Annotated in this window: 13 protein-coding genes; 4 read left to right on the top strand and 9 right to left on the bottom strand. The window is 49.8% G+C overall.

Features of this window, described 5'->3' with window-relative positions:
• Nucleotide 1: 1 nt before the first annotated feature.
• Both B1728_RS03665 and B1728_RS36110 read right to left on the bottom strand, forming a co-directional pair.
• Nucleotides 2-307: a hypothetical protein gene (locus tag B1728_RS03665; protein WP_144027741.1), complete on the bottom strand. Its 306-nt coding sequence runs from the start codon at nucleotides 305-307 to the stop codon at nucleotides 2-4.
• Nucleotides 304-471, bottom strand: a complete 168-nt coding sequence (locus tag B1728_RS36110; RefSeq protein WP_179135865.1) for a hypothetical protein — start codon at nucleotides 469-471, stop codon at nucleotides 304-306. Before B1728_RS36110 ends, B1728_RS03665 begins: the two co-directional genes overlap by 4 nt.
• 416 nt (nucleotides 472-887) lie before the next feature.
• Between B1728_RS36110 and B1728_RS03660 the strand changes: the two genes are divergently transcribed.
• The gene (locus B1728_RS03660) at nucleotides 888-1,664 is read left to right on the top strand and encodes an AraC family transcriptional regulator (RefSeq protein ID WP_079908981.1); all 777 of its coding nucleotides are present in this window, start codon (nucleotides 888-890) and stop codon (nucleotides 1,662-1,664) included.
• A 74-nt stretch (nucleotides 1,665-1,738) separates the two neighbouring features.
• The gene (locus B1728_RS03655; RefSeq protein ID WP_079908793.1) at nucleotides 1,739-2,551 is read left to right on the top strand and encodes an AraC family transcriptional regulator; all 813 of its coding nucleotides are present in this window, start codon (nucleotides 1,739-1,741) and stop codon (nucleotides 2,549-2,551) included.
• A 31-nt stretch (nucleotides 2,552-2,582) separates the two neighbouring features.
• Here B1728_RS03655 and B1728_RS03650 read toward each other — a convergent pair whose 3' ends face one another.
• Nucleotides 2,583-3,905 carry an ABC transporter substrate-binding protein gene (locus tag B1728_RS03650; protein ID WP_079908792.1) on the bottom strand — a complete coding sequence of 441 codons (1,323 nt, stop codon included), beginning with the start codon at nucleotides 3,903-3,905 and terminating at the stop codon, nucleotides 2,583-2,585.
• Between the two features lie 346 nt (nucleotides 3,906-4,251).
• On the opposite strand from B1728_RS03650, the gene B1728_RS36105 reads away from it, so the two are divergent.
• Nucleotides 4,252-4,413, top strand: a complete 162-nt coding sequence (locus B1728_RS36105) for a hypothetical protein (RefSeq protein ID WP_179135864.1) — start codon at nucleotides 4,252-4,254, stop codon at nucleotides 4,411-4,413.
• 130 nt (nucleotides 4,414-4,543) lie between these two features.
• Here the strand turns inward: B1728_RS36105 and B1728_RS03645 are convergent, their stop codons facing one another.
• The 3 genes from B1728_RS03645 to panD all read right to left on the bottom strand — a co-directional run bounded on the left by B1728_RS03645 (nucleotide 4,544) and on the right by panD (nucleotide 6,164).
• Nucleotides 4,544-4,849 carry a hypothetical protein gene (locus B1728_RS03645; protein ID WP_079908791.1) on the bottom strand — a complete coding sequence of 102 codons (306 nt, stop codon included), beginning with the start codon at nucleotides 4,847-4,849 and terminating at the stop codon, nucleotides 4,544-4,546.
• A 79-nt stretch (nucleotides 4,850-4,928) separates the two neighbouring features.
• Nucleotides 4,929-5,435, bottom strand: coding sequence for a hypothetical protein (locus B1728_RS03640; protein ID WP_079908790.1), 507 nt, complete (start codon nucleotides 5,433-5,435; stop codon nucleotides 4,929-4,931).
• Between the two features lie 321 nt (nucleotides 5,436-5,756).
• The gene (gene panD, locus B1728_RS03635; RefSeq protein WP_079908789.1) at nucleotides 5,757-6,164 is read right to left on the bottom strand and encodes an aspartate 1-decarboxylase; all 408 of its coding nucleotides are present in this window, start codon (nucleotides 6,162-6,164) and stop codon (nucleotides 5,757-5,759) included.
• A 168-nt stretch (nucleotides 6,165-6,332) separates the two neighbouring features.
• Between panD and B1728_RS03630 the strand changes: the two genes are divergently transcribed.
• Entirely contained in the window at nucleotides 6,333-7,568 is a 1,236-nt protein-coding gene (locus B1728_RS03630; protein WP_306293502.1) for a threonine synthase, read from the top strand.
• Between the two features lie 135 nt (nucleotides 7,569-7,703).
• On the opposite strand, the gene B1728_RS03625 is transcribed toward B1728_RS03630, so the two are convergent.
• The 3 genes from B1728_RS03625 to B1728_RS03615 form a co-directional block, all read right to left on the bottom strand.
• Nucleotides 7,704-8,441, bottom strand: a complete 738-nt coding sequence (locus tag B1728_RS03625) for a YheC/YheD family protein (protein WP_079908787.1) — start codon at nucleotides 8,439-8,441, stop codon at nucleotides 7,704-7,706.
• Nucleotides 8,442-8,884: 443 nt separating this feature from the next.
• A complete protein-coding gene (locus tag B1728_RS03620) occupies nucleotides 8,885-15,721 on the bottom strand; it encodes a fibronectin type III domain-containing protein (protein ID WP_079908786.1) in 6,837 nt (2,278 codons plus the stop codon).
• Between the two features lie 136 nt (nucleotides 15,722-15,857).
• Nucleotides 15,858-16,736 (bottom strand): carbohydrate ABC transporter permease, encoded by an 879-nt coding sequence (locus B1728_RS03615; RefSeq protein ID WP_079908785.1) that lies wholly within the window; start codon nucleotides 16,734-16,736, stop codon nucleotides 15,858-15,860.
• Nucleotides 16,737-16,872 lie beyond the last annotated feature (136 nt).

The following is a 16,872-nucleotide window of genomic DNA, read 5'->3' as shown; positions in this document are numbered from 1 at the left end:
ATTAATTTTGGGATTGCTGTATAATAAACTGGTCCAATTGTTCCTCCGCATTCTTCAATGCGGTGTTCACGTTCGTACCCTTAAGCAGCACATCGTTTGCAGCTGAATTTACAAGGGATCTGCCTTTATCCTCAAATTTAGTAAATTCTTTCACTGCCGGCTTCAGGGCAAAGAGAGCATTCACGTTTTTCCCTTTGACTGTGGGAATTTCCGCGCCATACTCCTTTATCAACTCAGGCGTTTTTTTCAAGGAGGTAAGTACGCCGTTTTTATTCAGCAGATTCTGCACCTCATCGCTAGTCATCACTGACAGAACGCAGTTGATACTACGGCCAGTCTCAATTTAACGGGTTCCGTATTTACAGAAGCATCCCCGCTGGTCTCTACTGCGCCATTTTTCTGACTTGCGCAAGCCGTTAACGAAAGCAGCGATAGCATAACCGTGACAATCAAATAATTCCTCGTCTTCATTCTGATCCTCCCCATATCATTCATGATTTCTCGTATGTATCATAGCAGAACAGCTTTCAACGATAGTGGTTTACAATAAGAAAACTTGCATTTACAGACCAGAAAAGTTTGTAATTTTATAATTCAGCTTTAGGGCAGTGAACCTCCATCCGGCACGTCATACGGCGTTTCCATGCGGTCCCGTTCCGTCATGTCTAATCGGCTTAGGCTTGTGGCATTTCTAATGGATTCATTATATAGTAAAAACGCTTTCATAATCCATGGAGGAATTAGATTTTATTTGTAATTATTAAATAATTTTTGTCTGGCATCTCTTTATTGCGCCATGAATCAATGTTACTATGGTCTTGTACGATGACTTTTGTTGAGGCACCCGGTTATTTTCGATTTGATACAGGTGGTGGGCAAAGTTGAACATGGAACAGCTTCAAACAAGACTCCCCGGTATTATCCATTTTGTAGATAGGCGCTGCTTCCCGGAATGGAAGATTGAAAGGGATATCATCCAATTCCATGATCTTACCTTTGTTGTTGAGGGGAAATCAAACTATTACGTCAACGGTGTAAAATATACGGTGGAAGCAGGCGATGTCATCTACATCCCTTTGGGAAGCGAACGCGAGGCTCATACTATTAAGGAAACCCCCATGCATTCCTATGCCTTCAATTTCAACTGGTTACCCATGGGCAGCCCGGATGCGCTTCCGCTCGATATTGTGACCAAAAATATCATTACAAGTGAAATGTTAAATTACATCCGACAGTTCAATCAGGTTTGGGCCGGCAGGCAGCCGGGATATATCATGCAATCAAGGGCGTTATTCATGCTGATCATGCATCAGGTTATGACCATCTACTATCGCAAAGAGGCTGCGGTTCGATCCGACAAAAGGATCAATCAAGTGCTGGAATACGTCATGGAGCATTATTCGGAGGAATTGGACTTAACCAAGATAGCCAGGATCGTCAATCTTCATCCGGCTTATCTGGGGAAGCTGTTTAAAATCAATACCGGCTGCTCGTTTAAGGAATATTTGAACCAGATCCGTGTCAATCATGCCGAGATGCTTTTGTCGACCGGGGGATTTTCTGTAACGGGGGTTGCCGAACGTTGTGGCTTTCACGATATTTCCTATTTTAGTAATGTCTTCAAATCGATTAAGGGATACCCGCCTTCTGCTGTGAGGAAGTGAGTCAATGCCCTACATCGCGCCTCGCATAGCAGAACTGCTTTATTGCTATTATTGTCATGGAAAGGTGAACGATAGTGCCCAAAAAGGATGATAGCCCTCTACCAGGGATTCAATACGGTTATTCTAAATCAGTTCTTATTAAATCCAGCTATCATTATCATGACAATTATGAAATTTATTTTCTTATTTCCGGCAGCAGCGAGTACTTTGTAAAGGATAAAACTTATTCGGTTTCTGATCATAATATCCTTTTTATTCCCAAAGGAACGTTACACAAGAATAATTATATTTCGCGAAGCTATGAGAGGGCCGTCATTAACTTTACCGAGGACTACATAGGTTCAAAATTCATATGCAAATTGAGACCTCTTTTTGAGCAGTGTATTTACAAGCCACAGGACCCTGAACGGATTAAAAAGCTATTCTTTATGATAGGAGAGGAAATGGATAGGAATGATGACTTATCCTCTGATCTTATTAAAAGTTATTTCATCCAGCTGCTTTCCTACTTTATTAGAAACAAGTCGGAATTCGTCTATAATAGCAGCAGCAATGCAAACCCCACTATAGAAAGACTTGTTCGGTACATTAATGCAAATTATCATTTATCGATAACATTGGACTCTGCGTCTGACATGCTTAATTTAAGCAAATCTCATCTATCCAGACTTTTTCTTAAAACTACAGGGCTGGGCTTTAAAGAGTATGTGCAGATCATAAGAATCAACAAGGCCAAGCAGATGTTAAAAGGTACAAATCATTCTATCAGGCAAATCGCTTTCGACTGCGGGTTTAATGACAGTAATTATTTTTCAAAAGCTTTCAAAGAATCAACAGGGTTGTCACCTTTGCAGTACAGGAAGTATCAAAAAAGAAAAAGTCCATGATCATCATGGGCTTTTTCAGTAACCGAACGGTTTATTTTTTTAGTTTTTCCTCAATTGCTTTGTTCGCCTTTTCTTCGGTTTCCCGTAAGACCGTATTAACATCTTTCCCTGCTGCCAATTCTTTAGCCGCGGAATCAAGTGCCGAACGAACTAAACCGTCATATTCCGTAAGAGGATCGTTTATTTTGCGTGTTTTTGACTTAAATATACCGCTTACGTTCTTTCCTTTTAGATAAGGTACATTGGTGCCATACTGAGTTTGAATGTCCGCTTTGGCTACAACGGAAATTTTTCCGCTTTTACTCAGCTCTGCTTGCACCTCATCGGAAGTAAAGATCGACATCACTTCAAAAGCTTCATTCTTATATTTGCTGTGCTTGTTCAGCATAATCGTATGTGGGGTAATGATGCGGCCTGTACCGATGGCTTCAGGGTAGTTAGGAAGCGAGACGAAATCCCATGGAAATTTATCAGCGATACTCGGATCCGTGCTCGCTATCATATCGGGAATCCAAGCAGTCAGCATGGCTATATTCCCGTTCTTAAAGAAATCGCCGCTGCCATAATTGAGCTTCTTATCCTCTCCGAGAAATCCGGGGATATCGATCATCGCTTTCATCGTGGTAAGAACTTTTTTCCAATTATCATTATTAATGGTCGCTTTGTTCGTAGCCGGATCAACGTACGGTAAAGAAAGTCCATAGCCTAAACGGGAAACCGTATCGGGACTCAGCCCTATGTATCGGACCCCGTTTTCGGTTTTGGTCAGCTGGCGGGCTAACTGGATGATCTCATCCCAATTCATCCCGTCTTTCGGATACGGGACAGCGAATTTATCAAAAATATCTTTATTATAGAGAAGAGCTGCAATATTTTGAGCGACCGGTAAAGCGTAGATTGCACCTTTTCCGCCGCTGTAAACTTTTACAGCATCTATGGCATTAGGGTCGAAACGGTTCAAATCGAAGTTGTTGCTCTTAATCAAATTATTCAGATCCTCCGGCACATCAAGTTCTCGCCAAAGAGGGGTGTTAGCGTCTGTCGTATAGATCAGATCCGGGACGATGCCTGCGGCCACTAATTCCTCCGGATTGGTGCCTGTCCCTTTACGTACAATATTAAACGAAATGTTAGGATATTTCTTTTGTACAGGCTGAACTATAAATTTGTCTATTTCCTCATTGCTGATCGCCGCGTGCTGGTAAAGCGTAAGCGTTATCGGTTCGTTTGTAACTTTCGGTTGACCCGCCCCTTTGTCAACAATCCCTTTATCATCCTTTGTGCCTGTTCCTTGGCTGCAACCCGCAAGCACTGTGATCAATACAACAGAAGATGCAATTCTAGTCAATTTCATCTTTTTTCCCCTCCTAATGGTGTCACCTAACTAATAAAAATTTTTAGTAAGCGGTTTCAAGGGTCGTGATACATGTTATATTTAATCTGGAAACGCCACATGAGATATAGCATAAACTAAATTTTTTTAGAATTCATTGAGTAATTTGATCATTTTTTATCCATTTCTTGATTTTATTGCTGTAATTCTCCTTTTACACGTATGAAAGTTTCATGAAGAAGAATGAAGATCTCCCGGCCGTATAAAAGTTCATCATTGGTTAACTATATAAAGGAAAGAACGGAAAGTCATGGGGGTAAGGAAAGAAGCTGACCCATGAAATCATGATAAATAGGAGGCTAGAACAATGCCTAACGAGCACATCGATATCGAAACGGATGGCAACCCGGAAACCATGTACGAGGATACGACAGCACACGAACGTATCGGCTTTAGAGCCGATGACGACACGCCGCTTCGCAATTACGGCAAGCGTGGCGAGAAAATGGACGGCGTTCCGATCGAATAGGATTCCCACGATAAAAAACAGACTGTCCTCTCCATAGGGGTTGGTCAGTCTGTGCATTTGACTTAACTTTTGCAATAATAATAGGAATATCGGCTTTCCATATCCATGAATGTGGACACCTTCACGACAACTAGCCAGAAGATGTTTCTGTTTTTATTAACGTCATTTTTCGCATAGCATTTAATGGGTAACCTGGGTCTTCTGGTTTTATTATGATATGTACATGATCTTCATAGAAAGGCACTCTTCTAAGTAAAGGGAAATTAATGATAATACATTTGAAACCTGTATCAGGGTCATCGATCAGCTTATCTCCAATTTTAAGGACTTCTCCTCCAGAAATTCGGCCATAAACAATAACGCAATCCTCGAATTTTTTATCTCGTTTCATAACACTATTGATAATATATGCCTCTTTAAGTTCAATTTTTCCCATATCATCATATCCCCCGAAACGCAAGCTGCCCCATTATATTTTATATTTGAGCTCCACCTTACTCCATACTATCTCTACACTAGCCCCATTGATAAAAATCTAAAACATAAACTTTAGATCCGATATCAAAATAAATCTGCGCCCATTCAAATTCATCTTCACCATTGGAAGGATTCGTTGTTAGTTGGTATACCTTAAGATTTGAACCTAAAAATGCCTTAAGCATCGTTATTAGTTGAGTAGAAACTGTATTGTACTCTTTGTTATTTTCTAATGGTACAACTTTACCATCTGTATAATAATTCTCACCCAAGACGATGTTTCTCATCTTTAACATTGAAAAAAACCAATACGTACAGAGATCAGATAAGCTCTCTTCCCATGATTCTAATTCCTCTAAACCGATAATCTCAACATACTTATGAGTGGAAAGATTGCTGTTTTTATTAAACTGGCGCACAGCCTCACTGATGCTTACATTCAGTTCAACCAACCTGTATTGATGACCATAACAACTACCAAGAAAAGTGTTTATATTAGCCAAGGCTTCAAGATAGCCATTTATCTTACTTATTTCGCTTTTCATTAACTAGCCCCTCTTTAGTACGGTATATATCTGTGACCTATAATTACAAGAAAAGCTCTGCTAAATAAGATGGAATATTTTCCCAATGGATGTACGTTTGATGAAAAAATAGACTCGAAACGGTTGTGCAGCCAGACTCTCATGAAAGAAAAAAATACCTACAAGCTTCTTGTACCTCTCTTAGGAAAGTGAAAATCAGTTCCGATAAAACCAAAGAACCCGCGATTGATGCGGGTCTGAATCCGTTCATAATGTAGTCATTCGGATGCTGAAGTCTATTACCCCATACAGATCATGTCATAAACCTACTTTAAACGACCCTTAACTTTCTTCATTAAGCTCCGCATCCTGCCTCAATATGACCAGGTCATGATGTTCCACCTTGGTAATGAGGTTATTCTCATCGACAAAGACAACCGAAGGCTTTAATTGGTTCATCTCCTGCTCTGAGAACAGTCCGAGACTGAGCACGATGACCAAATCTCCTGGCTGAAACAAGTGCGCAGGCGGACCGTTCAAACATACTTTGCCCGAGCCTTCGGGTGCTGGAATGGCGTATGTTTTCCAGCGAGTGGCATTGCGGAGGCTTGTGATCTGCACCATCTCATACGGCTGGATATTGGCCTTTTTCATCAGCAGTTCATCTAATGTTATACTTCCGACGTAATCAAGCCGAGCTTCCGTGACGGTCGCCCGGTGAATTTTGCCTTTACACATCAAACGGAGCAATGGAATTCCTCCTTTAAGAAATTACACCACATCCTATGGAGAGCAACGCCTAATGTTTCCTTAATTTCTGATAATTAGGTCAAAGCCGTCGCATTACAGCCGAAAAAACGTATCGTAATACGAATTCGCTCTGTCGTATTAAACACTATGAGGTGACAGTACGAGGAGGTGCGGCTTGTGAGCAGATTTCGTCAAAAGTGCACTCGCTGCAGCAAACACTTTCCCTTTTCCCTGAAAGGAAGGTGCGAATGCGGCGGTACTTTGCTCGTGGAGTACGATTTGGAACAGGTGAGCCGAAGCTTACATCCTTCTGTTCTGAGGGAGAGGTCCGCCACCATGTGGCGCTATATGGAACTGCTTCCACTGGAACATGAAAAGTCTATTGTTACATTAGGAGAAGGCTGGACACCGCTCCTGCCGATGAACCCCCTTGAGCGAGAGCTAGATATACAAGGCGTGTATTTGAAAAGAGAGGAGCAAAATCCTACTGGCAGCTTCAAGTCAAGAGGTTTCTCTTCAACCTTATCCCTTTTGAAAGAGCACGGGGTTGACCATGTTGCCGTGCCATCCAACGGGAATGCAGCCTCAGCCATGGCCGCTTATGCGGCGAGGGCGCAAATAAAATCAACCGTCATCGTTCCCAAGGATTGCCCGGGTATCATCATTGAGGAGTGCCTGCGTTACGGTGCTTTGACTTATGTGGTCGACGGTATGATTCACGATGCGAGCTGCATTATCGAAGAAGGAGTAAAAGAGCAAGGCTGGTTCCACGCCGGCACTTTAAAGGAGCCCGGAAGAGTTGAAGGAAAAAAGACCATGGGGCTGGAGCTTGCCGAGCAGCTCGGCTGGAAGCTTCCCGATGTGATTCTGTATCCAACAGGAGGCGGATCGGGCATCATCGGCATGTGGAAAGCATTTCAAGAGCTGCATCAATTGGGATGGGTAAGCGGGAGCCTCCCTCGTATGGTCAGCATACAGGAAGAAGGATGCCAACCTTTAGTAGACGCGATGACTAGGGGGGCATTCACTGCATCACCGCCCGATTCAGTCCGGTCCAACCCAACAGGTCTTCGTGTGCCAAATCCGCCGGATGGCGAGCTTGTGGTGCGCATCCTGAAGCAATCCCAGGGCGCAGCCGTCAGCGTGACGGCCGAAGAAATCCAAAGCGCCCAAAAGCGGTTGGGGCGTCTCGGAATCTCCAGCTCGCCCGAAGGAGCCGCCACGCTTGCTGGCCTGCTGCAGCTGCAGGAGAAGGGGTGGATTGCCCGTTCGGAGACCGTTGTACTATTCAACACGTCCCACGCTGACAAATATTTACCGTACGCACCTTCAGCGACTGTCCCTATCATCAAGACCTACGCAGATCTTCGTAAGCATCTGCAAAAGTCATCTGGTGCGAACTAAGTCTAAGGCCGGGTGTTCCCCACCACCTAGTCATATACAATACCCTACACACAAAAACAAACCACAGGCGTCTGTTGACAATGCGGTTTGTTTTTGTGTGGATTTAACCCTTCGACTATAAGTAGAGTGCGAGACTTAGACATGTTTTTGTTTTCTTTTATGAAAAGCGGCAAGCTGTTTCATTGTTCGGTAAACGGATGGCTCTGAACGAAATAGATTATGAGCCGGTACGGCTGGGTTCGTTTCTATAAACCATACCTTGCCTTTACGGTCAATAGCAATGTCGTAACCTATCTGCCAGTCGTATCGGCTTTTACTATGGGTACGGGTGCATAATTCAGCTACTTGAATCATTTCGTTTTTTTTCTTTGCAATCCTTGAACCAGAAAGCCCTAATGATTCCCGTAACGCCCTATCAATGGGTAAAACGTACCCTTTTCCTCTAGCCACATTAGTGATTATGCTTTTGGTTCCAGCAACTTTGGCGACCATTCCGATATAGTTCCATCGTTCTTGTCGATCCCTCATCATCATCACGCGAATATCAAAAGGGCGGCCGTTGATTCTTGCAAGATCAATGGCTTGCTGAACGATATGAACCGGTTTATTTAATTTCAACTTAAGAAATAATTCTTTAACGGAATTAACGCTCTGCACATCGCCTTTTACCTTTACGTAATAAATCAAATTCCCCTTTTTCCAAGCTTTAATGACACCTTTTCCGCGTCCGCCTCCATCCGGTTTAATGTATACTGCTGGATAACGGTCTAAATAATCGGCTAACCTTGCTTCGTTGCACAGTGCAGTTTCCGGCAAATATTTCCTAAGTTGAGGCACCTTCTGAAACATACGGTGAAATCGAATCTTCCACAAGTAAACCCTCTCCTTTTGTTCGAACCGTGAACTCCCAATAAGATATGTGCCTTAGGCGAATTTTGTCAGGGCGTATTCGGTCTTATTTCCTTCATTTCCCATATCATGGATCACCGCCATAACAATCTTCTTCCATTTGGCATTCCTTAACGGGAGCTCACAAAGGGAATCAAGTGGACTTTTTCGGGAAATATACGGCTCGTCCATCGGTGCCGCCCGTCCTGCAAGTCAATGGAAAGACTTGCTCTAGTCAGTCTAAAACAATAAAAAAGAAAGCGGCCATTTATAAACGGCTGCCTTCTTTTTCATTAAAGCTCTGTTTGTCTTACTTTGCGGGCTTGTTAGTAAAAGCCCTTATGGCCATTCTTCAGATGCTGCAGCTCCCGAATCCGGGTATCCGATGTTACATTCGCCAACCGTTGCCGTTTTGCACCCTGGTTTGCTTAGTCCGGCGGATACTCCAGCACATTCAACTCATGAATGGACCAATAATTGCCCACGCTTCCTGTCTGTACGACCTTGATATAGCGCGCTGTCTTCGCTTCCGGGAAACGGATCGTTAGCTTTTGCGTGCCGGCGCCTGCAGCAACGGCCGTCCCCCAATTCACCCCATCCGAGGATACGTAGACTTCATAGCCTCTCGGATAGTCGTAAGCACTTCCGGCAGCGTCCAATTCGAGGCCGTTGAAGATGTTCTGCGTACCCATATCCACCTGAAACCACTGCCCGCTTAGCTGATGTACCCCCGTATCCCACCGGGTAGCAAGATTACCGTCCAGTGCGCTCACAGCCTTAGCTGGTTGATGGGATGCCGCAGCCGTCCAGCCGGTCCGTTCCAGCTTATAGACTCCTCCCGGTGAAGCGTAGGTTGCAGCCGTGACAGGCAGCGAATCCTGCGATTCGAGCCCTGCTGCCGTTTTGGTCTTGACCGTAAACGTATAGGACGTAGCCGGAGCCAAGCCGGATACCGTGTACGTCGTCCCCGTCACCGTCTGGCTGTTCACTTTCTCGGATCCCTTGTATACCTCGTAGCCTGCGATAGCTGTATGCCCTACTGGCTCGCTCCAGCCAAGCCGGACTGAGGAAGCCGTTCTTCCAAGCACAGTCAGATTGGCAGGTGCTTGCGGAGGATTAGTCTCTGCGGCAGGCACGCCTTGAGCGAAGATATAGACGGGGTCGCCAGCGGGTCCGTCGCCGCTTCCGTTGAAGCCTGTGATCCGGTACGTGTAGAACACGCCGGGGCTGAGCCCTTCGTCGTGATAAGTCGTTCCCGTAACCGAGGCAGCTACAGTCTGCCAGGCGGCGCTTCCCCCGCTGCGCCGTTCTACCCGATAACCGGAGGCCAGCGGATCGGACGCCCAAGACAAGACAGCCGACGAGGCCGTAATCCGTGTCACGCCGAGGAATTGAACTGCTCCGGGTGCCGGCGGCGCCAGCTGAACCAGTTCATCTACAGCTGCGGTGAGACCTGCAATATCATTCGCTATGACATTTAGCGCCTGATATTCTCCGACAAAGGGCGAATTCGCCAGGCTAACCGCCGCGTGTCCCGGCTGAAGCCCGGTTCCCTGCTCCGGTAGCAAATAGCCTCGTGCCTGGTCCAGCAGCAGCACATTAGTGGATGATGTACCCAGCAGCACAAGATCGGAATCGATCGTGCTCCATTGCGGATATTTGTTGATCGATTGGTAGGTTTGCAGGCTCTTCACGACACCTCCGGGCTCAGCCAAGCCGAGCGATACGCTCCTGCCCTGCCGCGTATAATGCTGCGCAAGCCGGTCAGCCTGCGCCAACCAGACCGGATCAGCCTGCTGTGCCTTCGTCAGCGCGATCGTCAGCGGAACATCCGTCCGGGAACCGAAAGTGCGAATAGCTGCCGCCCGGTCCATCTTAACGGACGTTTCCGGCTCAGAGGCCGCAGGCTGTATGGTTACTTGCACGGTCGTCTCCAGGCCGCTCAGCAGTTCCTTTGCCTTCACATGATAGAGCCCGGGGACATCGGTGACATGCAGCGGCAGCTTGGCGGTCAAGCCGGTCGCCGTATATACCGTTGCGCTATCGCCGCTTGACGCGTTCGACACCGTCACCTCCACCGGGATGCCGGCCATGGCATCGGGATTGCGGATCGCCGTGAAAGCCTCGTAATACCCGGTACTGGACGGGGTGACTGTGATCTCCGGCGCAGTGACCTCGGCAGGGGGCAATGCATACCACTGGAACCCGTGCGATTGAAGGTCAACCTGTGCCGCCTCTGCAGAAGTGAGCTTCCGCCCTGCCCTAATATCATAAATCGGACGTGACGTGCTCCACTGCAGCGCGGCCGTCTGGCCAACCAGATGCTGGCTTTCTCCGGCAGCAGGGTCATGCTGCTCGTTCAGAACGGTAACGTATTCCGTATCGCCCGCCCGGGCAGGAACGGCCCAAACGGTGGTGCTGCTCGAGGATGCCGCCGGTCTTGGCACAGCCGCCATCGCCGACCGCAGCTTGGCTATATTCGCCTCGTTACGGCTCAAGAGCAAATTCGTCTGGTCCGTATTGCTCTGAATCACGTAGGATGCAACCTGCATGCCCGTTCCGATAGCGCTTACCGGGGAGACGGATTCGTCGTCCTTCAGAATCAATCCGCCTTGATCGACGAAGCTCTGTAGTTCAGGAACGAGACCGTCATACCATCGCCAGCTTGCGTCGAATTCATTCAGCCCAACGAGCAGGATCGCCTTGATCGACGACGGAAGCCCGCGTTTTAACTCTTCCGGCGTAATGATTTTAGAAGGCCAACCTGCCGCATGCGTCAGGAACAAAGCTTCCGTGACCTTGCCTTCATGTGAGCCTTTCAGCAGTTGCGTTTCGGTCGGATGTTCACCCCCGACAACACCCCGCAGCAGCGCCTGATCGTTCACATACATAATACCGATTGACGGCGTAGGCTCCGTTATGGAATACACCCCGCCGTATTTGTGAATCCAGTCATACAGCTCCTTCTGCTCCGCAATCATCTGCGGGCGGGCCAGCGAGCCGCGGTCGTTGGGCAGCACATTGGTGCCGATCGCCTGTACGCCACGTGTTAGCGTCATCGCATATGACTTCTCCCGGTCGGCTTTGCCGAAGAACAGGGAGAAATCGTCCTGCAGCGCCCATGTCGTTTTATTCGGTGCATAGCTGCGCAGCTTGTCGACCAGCGAGACCAGATGCAGCGGCTTGGAGGAGCTTAGCTCGTTCCAGTCGTAAGCGCTCTGTACCGGCAATGATTCATGCATTTCCTTACCGGGAATGGTGGCCCACAGCCAGCCCCCGCGTCCGCCTACCCCGGGAGAGCTTCCGTAGGAACCCGTTGTCGTTATATAGGATGGCTTCACCTCGGCGGCTGCTTGAGCAAAATAGCCGTATCCCTTAAACGTATCGTTATACCGAGCGATATAATCCAGAAACGGTTTGCTGCCGCTGGCCCAATACTCATGGGACTTAAGCGTGTACTGCCCCTGCAAACTCGGGGCAATCGGCGTCGTCGGAGGCTCGCCCGCAGCAGATTGGAACGGCGTGAACGCCCGCCCCCAAGGCCGGTTCGGATTAGGCGGAGCCCAGTCCCAATACTGGGCATAAGCCGCATTGTCGGCACCCAGACTGATCCCGGCCAAATTCGGATAGCGGCTCAGCCGCTGCAGACCCAGCTGAAGCTCCCGGTACAGCGGAGCGTGAAAATCCGCGATGTAAGAACTGTAAAACGGCAGGTTCTGGCTGGCGGCGTCTACCACATCCCAATCCGTGCGCGGGATAATGCCCAGCTGAACACCACGGCGTGCAAGCGCCTGTGCCATATTCTCGTGGCTCTTGGCGCTGGAAGATTCGGAGAACGTGCCGAATTCAAAGACTCGATCATAGCCAGTGTCGCCGACATAGGCCGCATAGTCGTCGACCGTTCCAAGATCCTGATACGCTTGAGCAATGTCCCGGTGCTCCGAATGATAGAACCCGCCGGAGCTCATCCCATGGGGTAAATACACAAAGTTGATCGTCTCCGGAGAACGGGGTACCTCCGTTCCGAGATGCCGCGCAATGGAGCCTGTCTCCTGCTCATACTTCGGCGATGACGGCTTTGCCCCAGCCAGTGCTTGTACATCGGCATCCCACGCGCTCTGATGCGGAAACGTTTCAGGCGCTTCCACACTGGTAACCGTAAACTTCGGCCCCGTACCCGGTACCGTCTTGTTCAGCTTCAGCGGCACATCCTTAGGATGACCGGGAACCACCGGTGCCAGCCCGACGTCGAATGCCACCGGTCCCCGGCCGTCCACCCATAACTCGTAAGGCTTGCCCGTTTCATTTTGCGGCAGCAGCAGGGTTAGGGAATTAAGGGTTTGCGTCCCGCTATTGTAGATTTCTTTGCCGTCATTTTTCAATATGACGGATTGTACCGCTCCCGGAACGTCCCCGGTGATTTTGACCGGGAAGGTCCACAGCTCATAGTCCCAGGTCCATGAGCGGGCCGTCAGATCCGTGGTATACACGTTGGTCTGCCCCCATCGCCATGCAACTCCACGGAACCAATGGTTTCCCGGCGAGAGTACATTGTCATAGGACTGCTGCACAATGGGCATGTTCGCGGGCTGCTGATGCAGCAGGATCTCCGTCTTGTATTCCGCTCCGTCAGCGAATGGCTGTACCCTACGGATGGAGGAACCTTGGTTATCCTGAGGAAGAGCCAGCTCCATCTGAGGCCAATCCACCGCATCAGGCCCGCCCTTTCGCATCGCATTCTGATGAATCTTGGCATTTCCCTTGGTAAACAATCCGGTCGGAGTATCGAAACGGACCAGCCGCAGCGTTACGTATTTAGTCGGGGCAGTGAAGTCGCTGTCTTCAGCTGATCGTGTGATAATCGTATTGTTCATATCCGCCTGAACCTGGGGCTGGGACAGCGGGGCGGCATACATTCGAAGTGAGTCGATCGCTCCCCGGAAGCCGTATTTCACCATCGAACGGGTGGTGCTGTCGTAATGCCACTCGGTCCCGAGCAGTATGGGCAGATCATTGGGCAGCAGATCGGTAAATACGCTGCTTGCCGGTACCTGACCGACCAGCTTGCCGTTGACGTAAAGCCAGACCCCTTCGTACTTCTCAAAGACAGCCGCTACGTGCGACCATTGGCCGGCGGTCAGTTCGGGGGCCGCGAACGACCAATTGTACCATTTCTCCCCGTAGTCGGAGCCAAAGTACAGCTTGTTCCCCTGAAGACCAAGGTAGAAGGTCGTTCCCTTCCAATTGGCATCCCTCTTGGATGCGATCGGCTGGTATCCATTCAGATCATCGGGCTTGACCCAAGCGGAGATCGTGAAAGCCGAGGAAACCCGGTTTAACAGGCCAGGCTTCGTAATCGTCGCCTGGTCGCTTCCGCTAAGGACAAGCGCCTGGCCTGCTCCCGGGCGTCCAGGAGCATATGCGGCCGGAGCCTTCAGCAAGCCGGCATTCTCGGGCTGGGCCGGATTATGCGTATCCCAAATGGCAGTTGGGGCGGAAGCCTGGGGCTCCATTTCATACTTCGCGATCAGCGGGAGCTCCATCACCGGCAGTGTTGTGACCGATAGAGCGGCGGGAGCGGATTCATTGCCGTACAAATCACGGGCTTTGACCTCCAGCGAATATGACGAATTCGGAGTCAGGCCCGTGAAGCGATAGGTTCGCACTGCCGCCGGAGTGGACGCGACCTTGGCGGAATTCAAGTAGAGGTTATATCCCGCCACCCCGGTATCATCGGTGGAAGCATCCCAGACCGCGTCAAATTGGGTATCCATCAACTTCCTGACCGTTAAATTCCCTGGCGTTGTCGGCGGATTATAATCAGGGTCGGGCACCCCGTACAGATTCAGCTCGTGAATCGACCAATAGCTGCCACTCGCTTTCGTCAGAGTAAGACGGAGGAACCGGGATGTCTGGGCCGGAAATATCGCGCTGACGATAGCGGAATTTCCGGTAAATGTCCCGACGGGAGCGCTCCAGTTCACGCCATCCTCGGATACGGACAGCTGAAATTCGCGCGGATAATCCCCGTTTGAACCGGTGGCGTCGAGCACCAGTTTGTTATACGACTTGCCTCCCCCTCCCGTATCTAGCTGCAGCCACATGCCGGGCGACTGGGCTGCCCCGCTCGTCCATCGGGTGGAAGGGGCGCCGTCCACAGCTAACGCTGTACTGCTTCCGCCATGTGAAGCACTGAGCTTCCATAAGGCCCGCTCCAGCGAGGCTTGCGTTGTAAGGCTTAACGGCGGGCTGGCCTCCGACCGGTTACCGGCCATATCCACTGCCAGAACTTGATAAGTGTAAGCTGTATGAGGAACCAGCCCCTTCAAGGTCAAAGCGGGCTGCCGCGTGAACCCCGCATATGCTGTCCCGGAATAAACTTCGTAGCCGAGTACTGCCACATTATCGGCGCTTGGGCTCCACGACAGCGAAGCTTCCGTGTCCGTAACCGAATTCACTGTTAAAGCGCTTGGAATTGTAGGCGCTTCCAAATCTTCCGTTTGTGAACCGAACAGCTTCAAATTCTGAATCGACCAGTAGCTTCCGACGCTTTTGGTCAGCGTGATCCGCAGGTAACGGGCCGTCTGATCCGGAAACTCGACTTGAGTCAGTGCACTGCCGTTACCGGATGCAATCGGGCTGCTCCAAGTCAGACCGTCGTCGGATACGCTCAACGAGTATCCCCGAGGATAGTCTCCACTGAAGCCCGTCGAATCCAGTACCAGCTTATGGTAGGACTTTGCCCCCGGCCCGGTATCGACCTGAAACCACATGCCCGGCACCTGAGCCGTGCCGCTGCTCCAGCGCGAGGAGGATAGCGGATCTACCGCCTGACGGGGCGCCCCCCCTCCGTTGTTATGCGAAGCGCTAACCGTCCACAACGCACGGTCGAGCTCCTCGAGATTGACAACGAACGGGGTGCTATCGGCAGAGCTATTCCCTGCTGCATCCTTCGCTCTCACGGTGAACGCATAATCCGTTCCGGGAATTAAGCCGTCCGCTTGGTACAGCGGGGCGCCGCTTGCGCTCCCCAGCAGCACGCCGTCCCGGTATACGTCATAGCCGGTCACACCGGTAGAGTCAGACGGGGGCGACCAAGTCAGCTGCACCGAGGTATCGGTGCGCCAGACGGACTCTACGTTAGTCGGAATCCCCGGAGCCTGCGTGCCTGCCCCCAGAGCCGGGACCGATTGAAGCGGCAGCAGACCGGCGATCAGCATCCCTGCCAGCCACATTGCCCTTATGCGATGCATGGATTTCCACATTCTTTCCTCTCTCCTTTCATCGACTTTTTAATGATCCAGCCCAGTCATTGGCGGCCTCGCTTGGAAGCCAAGCCGCATCACCTCCTTTCTGCCGTAACCGGCGGGGAGCAGCAGGAACCATGCCATGAGACGCTTCTTATCCCTTTACAGCTCCTATTAGGACGCCTTTCACAAAGTACTTCTGAAGGAACGGGTATACCACAAGCAGCGGGATCAGCATAACCATAATCCCTGCCGATCGGATCGACTCCGGCGTCAGTATCTGATCGGCCTCCTGTGGCTGCACATTGTTCAGGTTCTGCAGCAGCGACTGGTTGGCGACCATATTCTGCACCAGTACAGCGAGATTGAACTTGGATGAATCATGGATGTTGATCAACACGCTCTGGAAGGAATTCCAGTAGCCGACACCGTAGAACAGCGTCAATGTCGCAAGAACCGGCAGCGACAACGGCAGCACAATCTGCCAGAGCAGCCGCCACTCGCTGCAGCCGTCAATCTGGGCGGCCTCATTCATTTCTTCAGGAATTTGTTCAAAGAAGGACTTGAGCACGAGCATGTTATAAGCGCTGACCAGCCCCGGCAGCCACAGCGCCCAGTACGTGTCTACGATTCCAAGCGCCCGGTTGACAAGAAAGGCAGGAATCGCCTGGATACCGAACAGCATCGTGAAAACGATCCCCAATGTAAAAAACCGCCGGGCGTAGAAATAGCTCTTGGACAACGGATAGGCCGCCAAAACGGTAAACAGCATACTGAACAGGACCCCAAGGCCGGTAATGACCAGACTGTTGCGGAACGTGCGCATAATTGGCGTGCCGTCGATCAGCATCTTGTAGGATTCCAACGAGAAGCCCACAGGCCAAATGCCGACTCGGCCTGCTGCGACGGCCTCGTATTCGCTGAGAGAGATGGCCGCCAGATTCAGAAGAGGAATCAGACAGCTCATCCCGGCAATAAACAGCAAAGTGTTATTGATCGCATAAAACCATTTTTCACTGCGTGAAAGTCTCATGACCTTCCTCCCTTCTTACCACATCAGAATGTTTAAGTTCTTTACAGCGATAAAGAGCGTATGAACAGCATTCTGATTGGCGATAAAAACTACCTTAACCGTGGTCGAACATCCATGAAAGGGTGTCGATAGACGT

The organism is Paenibacillus sp. 32352 (assembly GCF_002042965.1).
GTDB lineage: Bacteria > Bacillota > Bacilli > Paenibacillales > NBRC-103111 > Paenibacillus_S > Paenibacillus_S vulneris.
Note: the sequence above shows the minus strand (reverse complement) of the source record. Positions and strands in the feature narration are given on the sequence as shown.